This window comes from Terracoccus sp. 273MFTsu3.1, assembly GCF_000383675.1.
GTDB lineage: Bacteria > Actinomycetota > Actinomycetes > Actinomycetales > Dermatophilaceae > Terrabacter.
This window is the reverse complement of record NZ_KB911820.1, coordinates 935,779-954,395: the sequence shown is the minus strand read 5'-3', so window position 1 is coordinate 954,395 and position 18,617 is coordinate 935,779. Positions and strand designations below refer to the sequence as shown.

Below are 18,617 nucleotides of genomic sequence, written 5' to 3'. Positions count from 1 at the left end.
AGTCAGGCGAGGACGAGCGCCTCGCCGTCCGGCTCGACACCCACCGTGACCGTCGCGCCGTCGCGCACCTCGCCCGAGAGCAGTCCGCGGGCGAGCCGGTCGCCGATCTCGCGCTGGACGAGGCGTCGCAGCGGCCGGGCGCCGTAGGCCGGGTCGTAGCCCCGCTCCGCGAGCCACTGGCGCGCGTCGTCGGTGACCTCGAGCGTGATGCGCCGGTCGAAGAGACGCTCGGCGAAGGCCCGCACCTGCAGGTCGACGATGTGGGCGAGGTCGTCGCGGCTCAGGGCGTCGAAGACGACGACCTCGTCGAGCCGGTTGAGGAACTCGGGCTTGAACGACGAGCGCACGACCCCCATGACCGACTCGCGCCGCGCGTCAGGGCTCAAGGTCGGGTCGGTGAGGAACTGCGACCCGAGGTTGGAGGTCAGCACGAGGATGACGTTGCGGAAGTCGACGGTGCGGCCCTGGCCGTCGGTGAGCCGACCGTCGTCGAGCACCTGGAGCAGGATGTCGAACGTCTCGGGGTGGGCCTTCTCGACCTCGTCGAGGAGGATCACCGAGTAGGGCCGACGGCGGACGGCCTCGGTGAGCTGTCCACCCTCCTCGTAGCCGACGTAGCCGGGGGGCGCACCGATGAGGCGCGCGACGGAGTGGCGCTCGGAGTACTCCGACATGTCGATGCGCACCATGGCCCGCTCGTCGTCGAAGAGGAAGTCGGCGAGGCTCTTGGCCAGCTCGGTCTTGCCGACGCCGGTGGGCCCGAGGAAGAGGAAGCTGCCCGTCGGCCGGTCGGGGTCGGAGACGCCGGCGCGGGTGCGGCGCACCGCGTCGGAGACGGCTCGCACCGCGTCGGCCTGGCCGATGAGCCGCGCGCCGATGTGCTGCTCCATGTGCAGCAGCTTCTCGGACTCTCCCTCCATGAGCCGGCCGGCGGGGATGCCGGTCCAGGCGGAGATGACGTCGGCGATGTCGTCGGCGCCGACCTCCTCCTTGACCATCGGCTCCTCCTCGCCGGTCGTGGCCGCGGCCTCGCGCTCCTGGGCGGTCGCGAGCTGCTTCTCGAGGGTCGGGATGTCGCCGTAGAGGATCTTCGAGGCGGCGCCGAGGTCGCCCTCGCGCTGGAGCCGGTCGGCCTGGGTGCGCAGGTCGTCGATGCGGGCCTTGAGGTCACCGACGGCGTTGAGCCCGGATTTCTCGGCCTCCCACCGGGCGTTGAGGGCGGCGAGCTCCTCGGACCGGTCGGCGAGGTCCTTGCGCAGGCGCTCGAGCCGGTCCTTGCTCGCCGCGTCGCTCTCCTGCTCGAGGGCGAACTCCTCCATCTTGAGCCGGTCGACGGCGCGCCGGAGCTCGTCGATCTCGACGGGGCTCGAGTCGATCTCCATGCGCAGCCGGGAGGCGGCCTCGTCGATGAGGTCGATGGCCTTGTCGGGCAGCTGGCGCCCGCTGATGTAGCGGTCGGAGAGGCTGGCCGCCGCGACGAGCGCCGAGTCGGCGATCGTCACCTTGTGGTGCCCCTCGTAGCGCTCCTTGAGCCCGCGGAGGATGGCGATGGTGTCCTCGACCGAGGGTTCGCCGACGAAGACCTGCTGGAAGCGGCGCTCGAGGGCGGCGTCCTTCTCGATGTGCTTGCGGTACTCGTCGAGGGTCGTCGCGCCGACGAGGCGCAGCTCGCCACGGGCGAGCATGGGCTTGAGCATGTTGCCGGCGTCCATCGCGCCCTCGCCACCGGCGCCCGCGCCGACGACGGTGTGGATCTCGTCGATGAAGGTGACGATCTGGCCGTCGCTGCCCTTGATCTCCTCGAGGACGGCCTTGAGCCGCTCCTCGAACTCGCCGCGGTACCTGGCCCCGGCGATCATCGAGCCGAGGTCGAGCGAGTAGAGGGTCTTGTCGCGCAGGCTCTCGGGCACGTCGCCCTCGACGATGCGCTGGGCGAGACCCTCGACGACGGCGGTCTTGCCGACGCCGGGCTCGCCGATGAGGACGGGGTTGTTCTTCGTCCGCCGCGAGAGGACCTGCACGACGCGGCGGATCTCGGCGTCACGGCCGATGACGGGGTCGAGCTTGCCCTCGCGCGCGCGGGCGGTGAGGTCGGTGCCGTACTTCGACAGCGCCTCGAAGGTGCCCTCGGGGTTGTCGGACGTCACAGGACGCCCGCCGCGGAGCCCCGGGATGGCCGCCTCGATCGCGTCGGCGTCGAGGGCGAACTGGCCCGTGCGCGCGAGCGCGAGCAGGAGGTGGTCGGTGGAGACGTAGGAGTCGCCCATCGCCGTCATGTACTGCTGAGCCTGCTGGACGACGCGTCCAGCCGTGGCCGAGAGCTGCGGCTGCTGGGCGCCGCCGGTGACCTGCGGCATGGCGGCCATGGCGCGCTCGGCGGCGGCGGTCGCGGCGGCGACGCTCGAGCCTCCGGCGGTGAGCAGGGCCGGGGTGGTCGTGCCGCTCTGGGCTGCCAACGCGAGCAGCAGGTGTGCCGGCTCGATGTTCGGGTGGTGCTTGCCGGTCGCGGTCGTCGCGGCCTGGGCGAAGGCCTCCTGAGCCTTGTTGGTCAGCTGTAGGTCCATGCGTACTCCTGGTGAGGGGATCGGTTCACTCGGATCAACTGGCGCTGACTTGAGTCTATTCCACTCAACTTCGAGCGACGTCGGAAGGGTGACGGATGCCGCGGGGCGCGCCGCCGCGCCGACGCGGGGCCGCCCCCTAGGCTCGCGGGATGGACCGCACCGCGATCGCCGACGAGCTGCGCACCGCACGCTTCCGCATGACCCAGTTCCGCCAGGGGTATGACGAGGGCGCCGTCGACGACCTCATCGAGGGACTCGTCCGGCGGCTGCTCTCGGGCGACGGCGACCGCGAGATCGTCGCCGAGGTGGACGCCTGCCGGTTCCCGACGACGAGCGCCCGGCGCGGCTACGACATGGCTGACGTCGATGCCGCCCTCGAGAGGGTCACCACCGCCCTCGGTGGGGCGCCGACGACGGCCGCGCCGCTCCCCTCCGCGGTCACGGAGCCTCCGCGCGGCTTCCTCGCCCGCCTCCTCGGTCGCTGACCCCGCCACGAGCCGCGCTCAGGTCAGGCAGAACTCGTTGCCCTCGGGGTCCTGCATGACGAGGTAGTGGTCCGCGTCCGTGAGCGTCTCGCGCACGATCGTGGCCCCGAGTGCGACGAGCCGGTCGGCCTCACCGTGCAGCTGCTCGCCCTTGCCCTCGGCGGGACCGGCCACCCCGCTGACCCGGACGTCGAGATGCAGGCGGTTCTTCGCCGTCTTGCCCTCCGGCACCTTCTGGAGGAAGACCCGCGGCCCCGCCCCGTCGGGGTCCACGACGGCGTACGCGTCGTTGTGCCGCTCGGGCGGCAGCCCCCAGGCGGTGAGCGCCTCGGGCCACGTCGCGAAGCCCGGCGGCGGAGCGTCCTCGACGTAGCCGAGGACCTCGGCCCAGAATCCACCGAGGGCGCGGGGGTCGCTGCTGTCGATCGTCACCTGGAACGCGCGGGCCATCATCACTCCTCAGTCGTGCGGGTCGGGGTCGTACCAGCCGTCGTGGGCGGCGGCCAGCGCGTGGAAGCGGACGGCATACGCCGGGTCGGGCGGGGTGCGCACGTAGACGGCCCACTCGTGGGCCTCTGAGTCGTCCTCGCCCGCGAGCGCCTCTCGCACGACGCGGACGTCGACGAGCCCCTCGGCCTCGAGCTGGTCGGCGAGCTCCTCGGCGGTGTCACGTTCCGGCAGCACGATGAGGTGCTGGGTCTCGTCCGTCGGGCTCACCCGTCCAGCCTAGGACCGACCGACGACCTCGTCCGGCTCGGCGCCGGTCTCGATGACGCGCTGGGCGATCTCGCGCAGCTTGACGTTGTGGTCCTGGGACGCGCGGCGGAGCACGTCAAAGGCCTCCTCCGACACGATCCGGTGCCGCTCGATGAGGATGCCCATGGCCTGGCCGACGAGCCGGTGGCTCTCGACGGCGCGCTCGAGGTTGGCCTCGTCCTGCCGGAAGCGGTCGACGGTGACGATCCGGTCGACGGCCTGCGCCAGGGAGTGCAGGAGCAGCTCCGCGACGGTCCGCTCGGCCACACCGGGAGACGACGTCCGGCCGACACCGGCCCACACCCGGCACGTGGCATGGATCCCCGACGACTCCATGAGGATGCCAGGGGACCCGGCGTCCACCGGGTCCATCGTCGCAGCGTCGACGTCGACGGGCCCGGAGAGAACCTCGCGGACGGCCGGGGGCAGCGCGGACGGCGGTACGACACCGGAGGCGCCGGCGAGCACGTCGTGCTGGGTCGTGGTCACCCGCATCACCGCCTCGCCGAGGAGCGCCTCACCGATGGCGGACGCGGCGAGCGAGAGCGCCTCCTCGAGGTCCTCCGCGCGCACCAGCAGCCGCGCGGCGGCGGTGATCCGCGCCGCGGCGTCGAGCCCGCGGTCGTCGTTCGCAGCGGTCGCCGGACGCAGGACGGTCACGGGGCCTCCAGGGTATGCGTGGGAAGGCCCGCGAACTTGGAGGCAGGACAGTGTTGCATCCCGTGACACCTCCGGCCAAAGCACGACACGAGGCAAAGGCGGAGCGACCAATTCCCCCGCGGCACAGAGCCGCACGCACGCGACCTCCGGAGCGGGGCCCCGGAGGTCGCGACTCGACGGCGGCGGTCAGGCCTGGTCGGGGTCCTGCCCGCTCTCGACGACACGTGCCGCGATCTCGCGCAGCTTGACGTTGCGGTTGAGCGAGGCCTGGCGCAGCATCTCGAAGCTCTGCGTCGCCGTGATCCGGTGGCGCTCGATGAGGACTCCGACGGCGTGGCCGATGAGCCGGTGGCTCTCGATGGCCTGCTCGAGCTGGTGCTCCTTCTGCGCGCGCGCCTGCCGCGCCACGACACGGTCGACGGCCTGGCCGAGCGACTGGGCGAGCAGGTCGCCGACGATGAGCTCGTCGCTCGAGACGAGACGCGGCTCGTCGAACTGCACCCAGGCGCGGCAGTCCGACTCGTGCGCCGTCGGCAGGAGCAGCAGGCCCTCTCGCTTGTCGCCGACGAGGACGTCGTGACGGTGCGGCGAGGAGTCGAGCCCCTGTCGGATTCCCGGTTCGAGGTCGCCGACGGCCACGCGTCCACGGGGGGACAGCACGACCGGCTCCCCCTTCGTCGGGGAGACGCGCAGGGTCACCGCACCGTCGAAGAGCACGGTGAATCCCGTGACGGCCGTGGCGAGCACCTGGTCGAGCTCCTCCGCGGTGGCGAGGTCGACGGCGATCCGCGCGGCGAGCTCGCGCCGCAGACGGGACTCACGCTCGCGCGTCTCGTCCCGGACGACGACGATGACGAAGCCGTCGTGCTCCGCGGTGCCCGACACGCTCGCCGACCGGACGTGGACCCAGGCCTCACCGCCCCCGCGCCGAAGGATGCGGTAGCGGTCGTCCTCGACGGGTCGGCCGGACTGGAGCAGCTCCATGCGTCGCTCGTGCTGCCGACGCTCGTCGGACGACTCCGACTCCGGGATCCACCACGGGTACGGCGGCACGAGCGGGCCGTCGGCGAGCGACCAGCCGAAGGTCCGGGTGAAGACGTCGTTGACCTGGACGACGAGGCCCTCCGCGTCGACGACGACGAACGGCTCCTGGATGGCGCCGAGGATGGCCCGAAGCCACGCGGCGTCGCGCGACCGCGAGCGCGCCCGCACGAGGTTGGCGGCCAGGCGCGCGCGGAGCTCCTGGGGCTGGAACGGCTTGATGACGTAGTCGTCGGCACCCTCGAGCAGCCCGGTGGTGCTGGCCTCGACACCGGCCCGCGCGGAGAGCAGGACGACGGGCAGGTCGCGCAGGCTCGGGTCGGCGCGGATCTCGCGCACGAGGGTCAGGCCGTCCATGCGCGGCATCATGACGTCGGCGAGGACGATCGACGGACGTCGGGCGCGCAGGTGCTCGAGGGCCTCGACCCCGTCGCGCACCGACACGACGTCGTAGTCCACGACGCAGTGGCGCGCGATGTAGTCGCGCATGTCGTGGTTGTCCTCGACGACGAGCAGGGTCGGACGCACGCCGTCCGGCCGAGTGGCCGGCGACATCGGGCCGGGGACGTGCTCGGTGTCCGCGGACGACGCCTGCATCTCGGCCGCGACCGCGTCGCGCACGACCCAGCTGCTCGCCTCGTGGATGAAGGACTCGGCCGACCGCGGCGTGATCGAGGGGCGCAGCGCGGCGCGTGCCGCGGGTCGGCCCCACGGGAAGGACACCGTGAAGGTGCTCCCCCGGCCCTGACGTGACTGCACGGCGACGCGGCCGCCCAGCAGGTCGACGAGCTGGCGCACGAGCGACAGGCCGATGCCGGCGCCCTCGCGCGAGCGTCGGTCGTCGCCGCGGTCGAGCTGCCGGAAGCGGTCGAAGACGAGGTCGAGGTCCTTCTCGGCGATGCCGATGCCGGTGTCGGTGACCGAGACGGCGAACCCGGTGTCGGTGCCGCCCAGGTGGAGCGAGATGCGTCCGCGCGCCGTGAACTTCAGGGCGTTCGACAGCAGGTTGAGCACGATGCGCTCGAACATGTCGACGTCGACGTAGGCCTCGTGGTCGAGGTCGTCGCACACCACCTCGAACTCGAGACCCGTGCGCTCGATGGCCGGGCGGAAGTTCGCGCCGAGGCCCGTGACGAGCTCCTCGACGTCGGCCTGGACCCAGTGCGGCTCGACGGCTCCGGCCTCGACCCGCGTGAGGTCGAGGATGCGGTCGACGAGGCCGGCGAGACGGTCGGTGTTGCGGCGGATCAGCTCGAAGCGCTGGCGCTGCTCGGGATCGAGACCGTCGGCGGCGAGGGCGTCCTGCACCGGTCCGGCGATGAGGGTCAGCGGCGTGCGCAGCTCGTGGCTGACGTTGGCGAAGAAGTCGGACTTGGCGACGTCGAGCTCGGCCAGGGCCTCGGACCGGTGCCGCTCCTCCTGGAGGCGGCGGATGCCGCTCAGCGCCATCGCCACGTGCGCGGCGCACAGCTCGGCATAGACCTGGAGCTGGGCGTCCCACGGGCGGCGCGGGTTCTCGGTGAGCAGCAGGTGCGCGGTGGGCTCGAGCAGGCCGGGCTCGACGACGGGCACGACGTGCACCGTGCGGCCCTCGCCGTCCACGGCGTCAGGAGTCGGGTCCCCCGGCGCGCACCAGCGCAGGTCGCTCGCGAGGTGGTCGAAACCGTCCGAGCCGAGCACGTCGAGGGCACGACGGCGTACGTCCTCGGCGTCCTCGGCGCCGGCCAGCGAGGCGAAGAGCCGCGACGCGACGTCGGCCCGGCGTTCGGCCACCACCTTCGCCGTGGTCTCGGTGGCGACGTTGAGCACGCCGACGACGGCACCCGAGTCGTCGTGGACGGCGCCGTAGGACCACGTGAAGTAGGCCTCCTCGAGGTAGCCGGCGCGGTCGACGACGAGGAGCTCGTCCTCGACCCACGTCGCCGGGCCGCCACTGGTGACCCCCTCGAACATCGGGCCGATGACGTCCCAGACCTCGGGCCAGACGTCCCGCACCGGCCGCGCCCACGCGTCAGGGTGCTTGCTCTCGCCGAGGAGGGTGCGGTAGCCGTCGTTGTAGAGCATGAGCAGGTCGGGTCCCCAGCAGACGAGCATGGGGAAGCGCGACGACAGGCAGACGTCGACGAGGATCTGCAGGTTGGCGGGCCAGGACTCGACCGGGCCCAGCGAGGTCGCCGACCAGTCCGTGCGCATGAACAGGTCACGCATGCTCGTCGCGGACGAGGGGACGCCGACGGTCGAGGCGTTCGTCGTGGGGGCGCCGGGCAGGCCGCCCTCAGGGTGGTGCGGGGTCACACGACCTCCGGGCTGGGGTCAAGAAGCTGCCTCCGGCGGCATTCCACAACGGCGCGCCCCGTCTGCTTGAGGCGTGCACAGTCTGACACACGAGCCCCTCCACGGGAGGCGGAGACCTAACGCTCGGGCCGCCACACGACGAGTGCCTGCGAGGACGGGGCGCGAGGCGGGCGCTGTCCCGGTCGGACCGCCACGACCTCGCCCCGTGGACCGACCGCGAAGACCCGGGCGCCGGCCGACAGCGCAGCCTGGGCCGCCGCCAGCTCGGCGGCGAGCTCCTCGACCCGTGACCGGAGGGCGGTCACGTGGTTCTCGAGGTCGAGGATGCGCTGGATGCCGGCCAGCGAGACACCCTCCTGCGACAGACGCTGCACCTCGCGGAGCAGCTCGACGTCGCGCGTGCTGTAGCGCCGTCCGCCCCCGCGCGTGCGCGACGGCGACACGAGGCCGAGCCGGTCGTACTGCCGCAGCGTCTGCGCGTGCATGCCGGCCAGCTCGGCCGCGACGGAGATGACGAAGACGGGTGCGTCGTCGTCGTGCCCACCGGGGCGGGCGCTCTTGCGGGCCATCGTCGTCACCTCGTTCGTCAGGCTCGGGCGCGCTGGAAGAGGTCGGCCCGGGGGTCGTGGCCGTTCTCGGCCGCAGCCATCCGCTCGATGGCCTCGCGGGCCTCGTCGGTCAGCCGTTGCGGCACGACGACCTGCACGCGGGCCAGCAGGTCGCCCACGTGGTCGCCCCGCTTGACGCCGCGTCCCTTGAGCCGGAGGACCCGGCCGCTCGGGGTGCCCGGCGCCACCTTGACCTTGACCGACCCGCCGTCGAGCGTCGGGACCGCGACGGTCGCGCCGAGCGCGGCCTCCGCGAAGGTGACGGGCAGGTCCAGTGTGAGGTTGTCGCCGTCACGTCCGTAGACTGGGTGCTTGTCGACCCCCACCGTGAGGATGAGGTCACCGGCGGGCGCGCCGGGGTCGCCCTGACGACCCTTGCCGCGCAGGCGGATCCGCTGGCCGTCCTTGACGCCCGCGGGGATGCGGGCATTGATGCGACCGAGGTCAGGGGAGCTGAGCGAGACCGTGGAGCCCTCGACGGCGTCGCGGAAGCCGATGCGCGTGTTGGCCTGGACGTCGGCTCCGGGGCGTGGACCGGCCGTCGCGCCGTAGCCGCCGTAGCCGGCTCCGGGCGCTGCACCGCCGAACATCTGCCCGAGGATGTCCTCGAGGTTCGGCTGCCCGCCGGCGCCACCGGTGTCGAAGCGCACGCGCTGCCCACCGGGACCGCCCGCGCCGCCGAAGGCGGAGAAGATGTCCTCGAAACCGGCGCCCTGGCCGCCCGCGCCGCCCGCGGTGAAGCGGGCACCGCCGTGCGACATCGCGCGGATCGCGTCGTACTCGCGCCGCTTCTCGGGGTCGGAGAGGACGGCATACGCCTCGCCGATCTCCTTGAAGCGCTCCTCCGCCTTCGCGTCGCCGACGTTGTGGTCGGGGTGCATCGTGCGCGCGACCTTGCGGTACGTCTTCTTGATCGTCGCGGCGTCGGCGTCCTGGGGCACGCCGAGGATCGCGTAGAAGTCCTTCTCGAACCAGTCCTGACTAGCCATGGCGCACCTCCTCGTTCACGGTGACTCTCACGCTGCTCCCATCATCGGGTATGCCGCCGGGCTGCGTGTGCAGCCCGGCGGCGGACGTCTCAGGCAGGGTCGGCAACCGAGACCCGGGCGGCGCGGACGAGCCGGTCGCCGATGCGGTAGCCGGGCTGGAGCACCTGGACGACGGTCGTGCCCGTCGCACCCTCGGGCAGCTCGGCCTCGACGTGCATGAGGGCCTCGTGCACGTTGGGGTCGAACTCCTGACCGGCCTCGCCGACCCGCTCGACGCCGAAGCGACCGAGGGTCGCCTCGAGCTTGTCGGCGATCGCGGCGAAGGGGCCTCCGGCGAGGTCGCCGGCCTGGCGGGCCATGTGGATGTCGTCGAGGACCGGGAGCAGGGACTCGACGACGCTGCCGACCGCGGTGTGACGGATGACCTCACGGTCGCGGTCGACGCGCTTCTTGTAGTTGACGTACTCGGCCTGCAGCCGCTGCAGGTCGGCGAGCAGCGTCGCCGCCATGGTGTCCTCCTCGGCGAGGGCCACGCCCTCGGTCTCCGAGGACTGCTCGGCGCCGCCGGTCTCGTTGGAATCGGTTGAGGTGTGGTCGAACTCGTCCTCACCACCGGGCTCGGACGACGCGCCGGGACCGCCCTCGTAGTACGTGTGGTGGCGCTCGCCGTGGGCGGAGTCTGCCCGCGGCGGGGTGCCGGCGGCGTCGCCGCCGGCACCCGTCGCGCCCGTCGCGGTCACGTCAGGCTGCTCGCCTGGCGTGCCGTGCTTCGGGGACTCGGTCACTTGGCGTCCTTGGCCTCTTCGTCGTCGACGACCTCGGCGTCGACCACGTCGTCGTCGGACGCGCCGGACCCGTCGGGCGTCGTGCCGTCGGCGGGGGCGCCGTCCTGGGCCCCGGCTGCGCCCGCGGCGTTCGCGGAGGCCTGCTCGGTGGCGTACACCGCCTGGCCCATGGCCTGCGACTTGGTGTTGAGGTCCTCGACCTTGGCCTTGATGTCGTCGGCGCTGGCCTCGGACCCCTCGGCGATGGCGGCCTTGAGGTCGGCGAGGGACTCCTCGACCGGCGTCTTGACGTCGGCCGGGACCTTGTCGCCCGACTCCTTGAGGAAGGACTCGGTCGAGAAGACGAGCTGCTCGGCCTGGTTCCTGACCTCGGCCTCCTCGCGACGCTTCCTGTCCTCGTCGGCGTGCGCCTCGGCGTCCTTGACCATCTTGTCGATCTCCTCCTTCGACAGGGCCGAGCCGCCGGTGATCGTCATCTTCTGCTCCTTGCCGGTGCCCTGGTCCTTGGCGGAGACGTTGACGATGCCGTTGGCGTCGATGTCGAAGGTGACCTCGATCTTCGGCACACCACGCGGCGCCGGCGCGATGCCGGTCAGCTCGAAGGTGCCGAGCGACTTGTTGTGCTGCGCGATCTCGCGCTCACCCTGGAAGACCTGGATGAGGACCGACGGCTGGTTGTCGTCGGCGGTGCTGAAGATCTCGGAGCGCTTCGTCGGGATCGCGGTGTTGCGCTCGATGAGCTTGGTGAACAGGCCACCCTTGGTCTCGATGCCGAGCGAGAGCGGCGTGACGTCGATGAGCAGGACGTCCTTGCGCTCACCCTTGAGGACGCCGGCCTGCAGGCTCGCGCCCATGGCGACGACCTCGTCGGGGTTGACGCCCTTGTTGGGGGCCTTGCCGCCGGTCAGCTCGGTGACGAGCGCGGTGACGGCCGGCATGCGGGTGGAGCCGCCGACGAGCACGACGTGGTCGATGTCGGCGACCTTGATGCCGGCGTCCTCGATGACCTTGTGGAACGGAGCCTTGGTGCGGTCGAGGAGCGACTTGGTCATCTGCTCGAACTGCGCGCGGGTGAGGTTCTCGTCGAGGTGGATCGGACCCTCGGGCGTCATCGAGATGTACTGCGCCGAGATGTTGGTGCTCGTCGCGGTCGAGAGCTCCTTCTTGGCGCGCTCGGCCTCGTCACGGAGGCGCTGCATCGCGATCTTGTCCTTGGACAGGTCCTGGCCCGTCTTGTTCTTCACCTGGGTGATGAGGTGCTGGACGACGACGTCGTCCCAGTCGTCACCACCGAGGTGGTTGTCGCCGTTGGTGGCGCGCACCTGGATCGTGGCGAAGCCGTCCTCGGCGTCCTTGCCGACCTCGAGGAGGGACACGTCGAACGTGCCGCCGCCGAGGTCGAAGACGAGGATGAGCTCGTCCTCCTTGCCCTTGTCGAGACCGTAGGCCAGCGCGGCCGCGGTGGGCTCGTTGACGATGCGCAGGACGTTGAGGCCCGCGATCTCGCCGGCCTCCTTCGTGGCCTGGCGCTCCGCGTCGTCGAAGTAGGCGGGCACCGTGATGACGGCGTCGGTGACGGTCTCACCGAGGTAGGACTCCGCGTCGCGCTTGAGCTTCTGGAGGATGCGCGCGCTGATCTCCTGGGCGGTGTACGTCTTGCCGTCGATCTCGGGCGACTTCCAGTCGGTGCCCATGTGGCGCTTGACCGAGCGGATCGTGCGGTCGACGTTCGTGACGGCCTGACGCTTGGCGACCTCGCCGACGAGAACCTCGCCGTTCTTGGAGAACGCGACGACGGAGGGAGTGGTCCGCCCGCCCTCGGCGTTCGCGATGATGCTCGGCTCGCCGCCCTCGAGGACGGAGACGGCCGAGTTGGTGGTACCGAGGTCGATTCCGACGGCACGTGCCATGGGTGACTCCTTGATGATCTAGGTGGAGACCGTGGTGCTGGTGGTCCGGGTGAAACAGGTCCTCGCTCAATCTGCTCCCGCTCCGACGTGATTGTCAAAACCGGACTCGCAAATCTTGCGTTCACTCGACTCAACTCTGGGGCTGGCCCGATTGTTCCCCGCCCCGATGACGCGCTCACCGTCGAGCGCACCTGTGTCCTCCCACAGGCGCGCTGGCTAGCGTCGGCACCGGAGGTGCCCATGCCGATGCACACGACGCCCTCGAGGCGCACGAGGCGGAGGACGCTCGCTGCGACCGTCGCCCTCGGTCTGACCGCGCTCTCCGCGGCCGCCTGCTCCACCGGCACCCGGGCCCCGCCGGTGCCACCACGGCGGACACGTCATCGACGTCGTCATCGGCAGCCTCGACGGTCGCGACGACGAGCGCGACGACGAGCGCGACGACCACCTCCTCGACGACGGGGACGACGCGTACGCCCTCGGCGACCTCGACCGGGCCGGCCACCCCGACGACCGTGCCACCCGCGTCGGCCCCGGGCCGGCCGACCGGCACGGCGACGGTGGTGCGCACCCTGGCCACCGGGATCGACGTGCCGTGGGGTCTGGCCCGGCTGCCCGACGGGACCGTCCTCGTCTCGGCGCGTGACAGCTTCCGGATCTACCGCCTCGACGTCGCAGCCGCCCGGCTGGACCGGGTCGGCACGGTCCCGGGCGTCGTCTCGAACGTCGCACAGCAGGGTGAGGCCGGCCTGCTCGGCATCGCCGTCTCGCCCGCCTTCACCCGCGACCACCTCGTCTACACGTACTACTCCACCGCGGACGACAACCGCATCGCGGCGATCCCGTGGGACTCCTCCGCACCTGCCGGCAGGCAGCTCGGCACGCCGCGGGTGCTCGTCACGGGCATCCCCCACAACGTGCACCACGACGGTGGTCGTCTCGCCTTCGGACCGGACGGCTACCTCTATGCCACGACGGGCGAGGCGCAGCAGCCGGCCCTGGCCCAGGACACCGGTTCGCTCGGAGGCAAGATCCTGCGGATGACGACCGCCGGACGTCCGGCCCCCGGCAACCCGTTCGGGACGCTCGTGTGGTCCTACGGCCACCGCAACGTCCAGGGCATCGCGTGGGACGCAGCCGGGCGCCTGTGGGCCTCCGAGTTCGGTGACCACAGCGAGGACGAGCTCAACCTCATCCGCCCCGGCCGCAACTACGGCTGGCCGCAGACGGAGGGGCGCACGAGTCGGGCGGGTGTCACGGGTCCCGTTGCCGAATGGGGCCCGCCGGAGGACTCACCGAGCGGGATCGCGATCGCCCGGGGGTCGGTCTGGATGGCGGCGCTTCGCGGGCAGCGGCTGTGGCGGATCCCGCTCGACGGCGCCGGGACCGCGGCGACGCCGCAGGACTTCCTCGTCGGTCGCTACGGGCGGCTGCGCAGCGTGCTCACCGTCGGACCGGACACCCTCCTCGTGACGACGAGCAACCGCGACGGGCGGCAGAGCCCGGGGGTGGGGGACGACCGCATCCTGCTCGTCCGGGTGACCTGAGGCGCGGCCGGGCCACCGCCCGGCCGCCGACGCTAGGTCCCGATGACGCGTCGCTGCTCGAACGCCGCCCGCAACGGGCCGACGTCGGCCTCGGGCACCCGCCCGTGCGCGAGGTCGTACGTCTCCTCGACGAGGGCGACCAGCGTCGCGACCGCGTCGTGCGGGGACGCGACGAGGAGCGACCGGATGCGCTCGACGAGACGGTCGGGGCGGTGGGCGAGCAGCGTCGCCTCACGGTCCAGCCACTTGTGGAAGGGATGGGGCATCCACACCCGGTTGACCGCGAAGAGCGCGTCGAGCACCCCCTGCACGCCGTCGAGCAGGTCGCGGTGGAGCAGCACGACGTCGTCCCGGGCCGCGAGCATCTCGAGCCGCTCGCGGGGCCTCAGGTCGAGGGCCTCGAGCACCTGGGCGACGGCCAGCGGCTCCGGGTAGCGGTCGCACCGGGTCCGCCACGCCTCGATGACCCGGTGGCCGTGCAGGGGTATGCCGTCGCGCACGGCCGTGACGCGCACCTGGAGCTCCGCGTCGGTGTCGCCTGCGAGGACGCGGTCGAGATAGGTGTCGATGGTCGACGTGACGAAGCCGCTGACGTCGGTCTTGACGCCGCCGACGAGCAGGCCGTCGGCCCACTCGTGGTCGTCCTCCTCCGCATACACGCGGGTGAGCCCGACGCCCTCGATCGCCGCCTGGCGGTCGGCGACGGTCGGCGGGGAGGACCAGTAGACGTCGAGCTCGATGTCGGACGACGCGTCGGCGAGCCCGCGCGCCACGGACCCGCCGATGAGCGCAGCAGCGACCTTGGGGTTCGCGGCATACGCCCGGACCGCCTTGCCCGCCAGCGCGATCCGCCGTTCGACCTCGTCCACGGCCATCCCGTCAGCCTGCTGCAGGGATGCGCACGCTCGACACCGTGGTGAGCACGGGGTGGGCGTCGTCGCCGTCGCGGATCTCGCCGCCGCGCCAGACGATCGAGAGGTCCCGGCCCTGGACGGTGAGCTCGGCGAGACAGTTGTCGAACCACGGACCGTCGGTGACGGCCCACGGGTAGGCCGGGTCGGGCACGTGCTTCGAGCGCTCGGCGACGAACCGCATGGGGCGCACGAGTCCGCGGGCGAAGGCGGACATCATGACGCGCACCATCCGCGGCATCGGGTTGCGGATCGGTGAGCAGACGGCCTGGATGACACGGGACGTCGCACCGTGGCGGGTCCTCGCGTCGACGACTTCCGCGACGTAGGAGTTGTGGACGTCGCCGGAGAGGAAGACGACGCTGGCCGGAGCCGCACCGCGCTCACCCCTCGCCACCTGCATGACCATGTCGAAGACCTCGACGAAACCGTCGTTGAAGGCTGCCCAGTGCTCGAGGTCGATGGACTGCCGGACCTTCTCGGCCCGGTCGGCGATGATCCGTCCGTGCGTGCCCATGGCGAGCACCTCGTCGATCGCCTCGAGGTCGTGCAGCCCGGGAGGCAGCATGAACGGCAGGGACGTCCCGATGAGCAGGTGCTCGACGTCGCCGGTCAGCTGCTCGTCGAGCCAGCTCATCTCGTCGGGGTCGAGCATCGAGCGGTGCGTCGGCTCGAGGACCCGGGCGGCGCGCGAGTCGACGACGACGAGGCGGACGTCGCCGAGGTCGCGCCGGAAGCTCCAGCGGTAGACCTCGGGGTGGCGGTCGGAACGGCGGGCGAGGTCGAAGACCGCCTCGGTCAGGTCGAGCTCCTCCCCGTCACGGTCGGCGCCGGCGAGGACCTGCGCGTAGATCTCGTCGTCGGCGAGCTGCGCCGGCGAGAGGTTGCCGATGTGCTGGTAGACCCAGTACGAGGAGAGGCCGCCCATGAGCCGCTCGTGCCACCAGGGGGTGCGGTTGATCTCCTCGTGCCAGGTCCACGACGTGTTCCAGTCGTCGCGGATGTCGTGGTCGTCGAAGATCATGCAGCTCGGCACCGTCGAGAGGAGCCAGCGGTTCGCCGCGTCGCCCCAGGCGAGCCCGTAGAGGTGGGAGTACTCCTCGTAGTCCTTGATCTCCTCCCCCGGCGGCTCGGTGATGTCGCGGCGGGCGGCGATGAACTCGCGCATCGCCTCGGACGTCTCGTCGGCGTAGACCTGGTCACCGAGGAAGGCCACGAGGTCGGGCCACATCTCCTCGCCCCGGGCCAGGGCGAGCGCGAGCGTGCGCAGCGCGTCGACGCCGTTGGTGCGGTGACCCTCGCGGTCGTGCGGCACGGTGGTGCGGCAGGACCCGAAGAGCAGCCGCGTGGGTCGACCGCGGTCGATGGTGCGGATGCGTGGCGGGGGGAAGGCGCTGTCAGGCTGCGGCCAGACCGGTGCGTCGTCGACGGTGACGGTGTAGTCCCACGAGCCGCCCGGCTCGAGGCCGTCGACGACGACGAGCGCGTAGTGGTGGCCCTTGACGGCGAAGGTCGGAGCCGTCCAGTCGCGACCGTCGGCGTGCACCGCGACGACTCCCCGAGCGGACGTCTCGACCCACACCGTCGCATCGGTCTCGCCGATGTAGCGCAGCATCGGGCCGAGGACGAGCGGCCCGGAGCTCGGCCCGGCGTCGGGCGTGGCGTCAGGCATGGCGTCCGGCGTGGAGTCAGGTGCGGAGTCGGATTCGGTCATGCCCCAGCATTGCTCCCACGAAGGGCAGCCGGGGACCGAACCGGCTGTGAGATCCCGGCGCGGAGGGGCGCGACGACCCGGCAGCCGGTCACGACGGCAGGTGCTCGTCGAAGAAGGCGAGCGTCCGGCCCCACGCGTCGGCGGCGACCTCGGCGTTGTACTTCGACGGCGAGGTGTCGTTGAAGAAGGCGTGCCCGACGCCGTGGTAGACGCGCGCCGTGAAGTCGACGCCCGCCTGCTCCATCCGTGACTCGAGCTCGGGCACCCCGTCGGTGATGCCGTGGTCGTCCTCGCCGTAGAAGGCGAGGACGGGGCACCCGATCGTCGCGGGGTCGGCGTTCTCGGGGAAGTGGCCGTAGAAGGGCACGGCCGCGCGCAGCCGCGGGTCGGCAGCCGCGAGGGCGAAGGCGTACGTCCCGCCGAAGCAGAAGCCGACGACGCCCACCCGGCCGTCGACGCCCGGCTCGTCGACGAGCGCGTCGACGACCGCGCGCAGGGCCGGCACGGCCCACGCGGCGAACTCCGGCTGTCGCGCCGGCGTGGTGGCCGCGCGCATCTGCGGCTGAGCCGCGAGCCGGTCCTCCTCCGACGCGCTGAACATCAGCTCGAAGATCCGCGCCCCCACCTCGGGCGTCAGGCCGACGTGCCCGAGCAGGTCGGGCGCGACGGCGACGTAGCCCTGCGCGGCGACGCGGTCCGTGACGTCCTTGACGTGGTCGGCCAGGCCCCAGATCTCCTGGATGACGACCACGGCGCCGCGGGGTGTCCCGGGCGGGTCGGCGCGGTACGCGGTGAGGTCGTGCTCGGGGAGGTCGATCATCGTGCCCATGCCCCATTCCTACCCCCTGGTGCCGGGTCGCGGGTGTGAGGATGACGTCGTGCCCACCCAGCCCACCGCCGTCACGAGGGCGCTCGAGCACGTGCGCGGCCTCTCGACGGGACGCCCGCTCGACCCGACGCTGCGCGTCACCCTCAACTTCCACCCGGACCGGCTCGTGCGCGGCGAGCCGATCCTCGCCGTCCTGGCCCGCGACGGTGTCTACCGCTCCCAGTTCGAGACGGGCACGGGCAACGGCGGGCTGACGGCGCACCCCGGCGGTGACCGGTGGCGCTGGGAGAGCCGGATCTTCGGCGGCGCGTACGACGACGCCGAGCCGGCGCTCCGGCCGAAGTACGGCGCACTCGACCTGCACCGGCGCCCGTACGGCGCCGCGCCACGCTTCGGGTCGGCCCATCTGCGGCTCGCGGCGCACACGCTCGAGCGGACGACGTTCTGCTTCCCCGACAGCGTCTTCGAGCCCGAGCACTTCGGCACCGCAACGGCTTTCGCGCTCGGCGAGCAGGCCGAGGCCGCAGACCACGACCTCCTCGACGACTACGTCGAGGCCCACGCCCACGGGGTGCTCGAGCTCGCCCGTGACGTCGAGGCACTCGTGCTCGACCCCGGCTACCGAGGCACCGACGTCGAGGCCGACGCGCTCCGGCTCGGCGTGCCCGTCGAGTGGCACCCGGGCTACCGCCTCGATGTCGGGACCCTTCGCGCCCACCCGGGCTACCGCGGGCCGGAGTTCGTCGCGCTCGGTGAGTCGCTCGCCGTCGACGGCATCGTCACGCCGCAGGTCATCGGGGACGCCTCACGAGCCGGGCGGCACGACGAGCAGTCCCTCAAGCGGGTCTGGCACTACGTCGCGCGGTTCGGATCCGTCTCTGCCTGAAGGGTGCTCGTTTCGTCGCCGGTGACCACGGTCGTCACGACCGACGTCACCGACGGGCGGCGAGGCGTCGACGAGAAGCCGAACCGGCAGGGTGGGTCCACCGGCGCGAGAGCACCCAGCGCCGCACCGTCGAAGCGCCCGTCGAGCGCCGTCACGGCGTGCAGGTCGATGGCTCCGTAGAACTCCTGACGGCCCTCGAGCGCCGTGCCGCGGGTGCGGACCCCGCGCAGGACGACCCGGGCGACGGGGTCGACGACCGTCGCCCACGCGGGACTCGACGCGACGCGCGCGGGCACGACCCGCAGGAGCCGGCCGAGCGGCATACGCCCTCCGACCGTGAGGTCGAGCGAGAGGGAGGACGACGTGACCTGCCAGTGGTCGCGTCCGGCGCGCACGGTGATCGGCTCGAGGCGCACCTCGTCGAAGGCGTACGTCGCCCCGATGAACGCCGCGACCTCCGGGGTCGGCGCGACGAGCACGCGGTGCCCACCGGCCGTCTCGACCATCGCGTCGCCGAACGAGCCGAGTGGCGTGCGCAGCCACGACCCGATGACGACCCGGACGCCGGACGTGGAGCCGACGCCCGCGATCTGCCCGTGGAAACGCTGTGCTGGCACGGTCCGAGCGTAGGTCAGGC

The 18,617-nt window shown here is 72.1% G+C and carries 16 protein-coding genes; 3 read left to right on the top strand and 13 right to left on the bottom strand.

Annotated features, from left to right (window positions below; translation table 11 throughout):
- Window positions 1-2 precede the first annotated feature (2 nt).
- Window positions 3-2,564: an ATP-dependent chaperone ClpB gene (clpB, locus tag H283_RS0104805; protein WP_020142383.1), complete on the bottom strand. Its 2,562-nt coding sequence runs from the start codon at window positions 2,562-2,564 to the stop codon at window positions 3-5.
- 149 nt (window positions 2,565-2,713) lie between these two features.
- Between clpB and H283_RS0104800 the strand changes: the two genes are divergently transcribed.
- The gene (locus H283_RS0104800; RefSeq protein ID WP_020142382.1) at window positions 2,714-3,049 is read left to right on the top strand and encodes a DivIVA domain-containing protein; all 336 of its coding nucleotides are present in this window, start codon (window positions 2,714-2,716) and stop codon (window positions 3,047-3,049) included.
- 18 nt (window positions 3,050-3,067) lie between these two features.
- Here H283_RS0104800 and H283_RS0104795 read toward each other — a convergent pair whose 3' ends face one another.
- From H283_RS0104795 to dnaK, 8 genes are all read right to left on the bottom strand, one after another.
- Window positions 3,068-3,499 (bottom strand): VOC family protein, encoded by a 432-nt coding sequence (locus H283_RS0104795; RefSeq protein ID WP_028785323.1) that lies wholly within the window; start codon window positions 3,497-3,499, stop codon window positions 3,068-3,070.
- A gap of 9 nt (window positions 3,500-3,508) precedes the next feature.
- Window positions 3,509-3,766: a hypothetical protein gene (locus H283_RS0104790; protein WP_020142380.1), complete on the bottom strand. Its 258-nt coding sequence runs from the start codon at window positions 3,764-3,766 to the stop codon at window positions 3,509-3,511.
- Between the two features lie 9 nt (window positions 3,767-3,775).
- Entirely contained in the window at window positions 3,776-4,465 is a 690-nt protein-coding gene (locus tag H283_RS0104785; RefSeq protein WP_020142379.1) for an ANTAR domain-containing protein, read from the bottom strand.
- Window positions 4,466-4,651: 186 nt separating this feature from the next.
- Window positions 4,652-7,801 carry an ATP-binding protein gene (locus H283_RS24040; protein ID WP_020142378.1) on the bottom strand — a complete coding sequence of 1,050 codons (3,150 nt, stop codon included), beginning with the start codon at window positions 7,799-7,801 and terminating at the stop codon, window positions 4,652-4,654.
- Between the two features lie 116 nt (window positions 7,802-7,917).
- Window positions 7,918-8,370, bottom strand: a complete 453-nt coding sequence (locus H283_RS0104775) for a heat shock protein transcriptional repressor HspR (RefSeq protein WP_028785322.1) — start codon at window positions 8,368-8,370, stop codon at window positions 7,918-7,920.
- A gap of 17 nt (window positions 8,371-8,387) precedes the next feature.
- The gene (locus tag H283_RS0104770) at window positions 8,388-9,398 is read right to left on the bottom strand and encodes a DnaJ C-terminal domain-containing protein (protein ID WP_020142376.1); all 1,011 of its coding nucleotides are present in this window, start codon (window positions 9,396-9,398) and stop codon (window positions 8,388-8,390) included.
- Window positions 9,399-9,487: 89 nt separating this feature from the next.
- The gene (locus tag H283_RS0104765) at window positions 9,488-10,183 is read right to left on the bottom strand and encodes a nucleotide exchange factor GrpE (protein ID WP_020142375.1); all 696 of its coding nucleotides are present in this window, start codon (window positions 10,181-10,183) and stop codon (window positions 9,488-9,490) included.
- Entirely contained in the window at window positions 10,180-12,093 is a 1,914-nt protein-coding gene (gene dnaK, locus H283_RS0104760; RefSeq protein WP_020142374.1) for a molecular chaperone DnaK, read from the bottom strand. The genes H283_RS0104765 and dnaK overlap by 4 nt, the downstream gene beginning before the upstream one ends.
- Window positions 12,094-12,608: 515 nt before the next feature.
- On the opposite strand from dnaK, the gene H283_RS0104755 reads away from it, so the two are divergent.
- Window positions 12,609-13,640 carry a sorbosone dehydrogenase family protein gene (locus H283_RS0104755; protein ID WP_020142373.1) on the top strand — a complete coding sequence of 344 codons (1,032 nt, stop codon included), beginning with the start codon at window positions 12,609-12,611 and terminating at the stop codon, window positions 13,638-13,640.
- A gap of 32 nt (window positions 13,641-13,672) precedes the next feature.
- Here the strand turns inward: H283_RS0104755 and H283_RS0104750 are convergent, their stop codons facing one another.
- The 3 genes from H283_RS0104750 to H283_RS0104740 all read right to left on the bottom strand — a co-directional run bounded on the left by H283_RS0104750 (window position 13,673) and on the right by H283_RS0104740 (window position 17,094).
- Window positions 13,673-14,515 (bottom strand): hypothetical protein, encoded by an 843-nt coding sequence (locus tag H283_RS0104750; protein ID WP_020142372.1) that lies wholly within the window; start codon window positions 14,513-14,515, stop codon window positions 13,673-13,675.
- Window positions 14,516-14,519: 4 nt separating this feature from the next.
- Window positions 14,520-16,223 (bottom strand): alkaline phosphatase D family protein, encoded by a 1,704-nt coding sequence (locus tag H283_RS0104745; RefSeq protein ID WP_020142371.1) that lies wholly within the window; start codon window positions 16,221-16,223, stop codon window positions 14,520-14,522.
- A gap of 130 nt (window positions 16,224-16,353) precedes the next feature.
- Entirely contained in the window at window positions 16,354-17,094 is a 741-nt protein-coding gene (locus tag H283_RS0104740) for a dienelactone hydrolase family protein (RefSeq protein WP_020142370.1), read from the bottom strand.
- A 49-nt stretch (window positions 17,095-17,143) separates the two neighbouring features.
- On the opposite strand from H283_RS0104740, the gene H283_RS0104735 reads away from it, so the two are divergent.
- Entirely contained in the window at window positions 17,144-17,980 is an 837-nt protein-coding gene (locus H283_RS0104735; protein WP_020142369.1) for a DUF3626 domain-containing protein, read from the top strand.
- Here the strand turns inward: H283_RS0104735 and H283_RS0104730 are convergent.
- The gene (locus H283_RS0104730) at window positions 17,947-18,597 is read right to left on the bottom strand and encodes a hypothetical protein (RefSeq protein ID WP_051103546.1); all 651 of its coding nucleotides are present in this window, start codon (window positions 18,595-18,597) and stop codon (window positions 17,947-17,949) included. The two genes, H283_RS0104735 and H283_RS0104730, sit on opposite strands and share 34 nt — an antisense overlap.
- Window positions 18,598-18,617 lie beyond the last annotated feature (20 nt).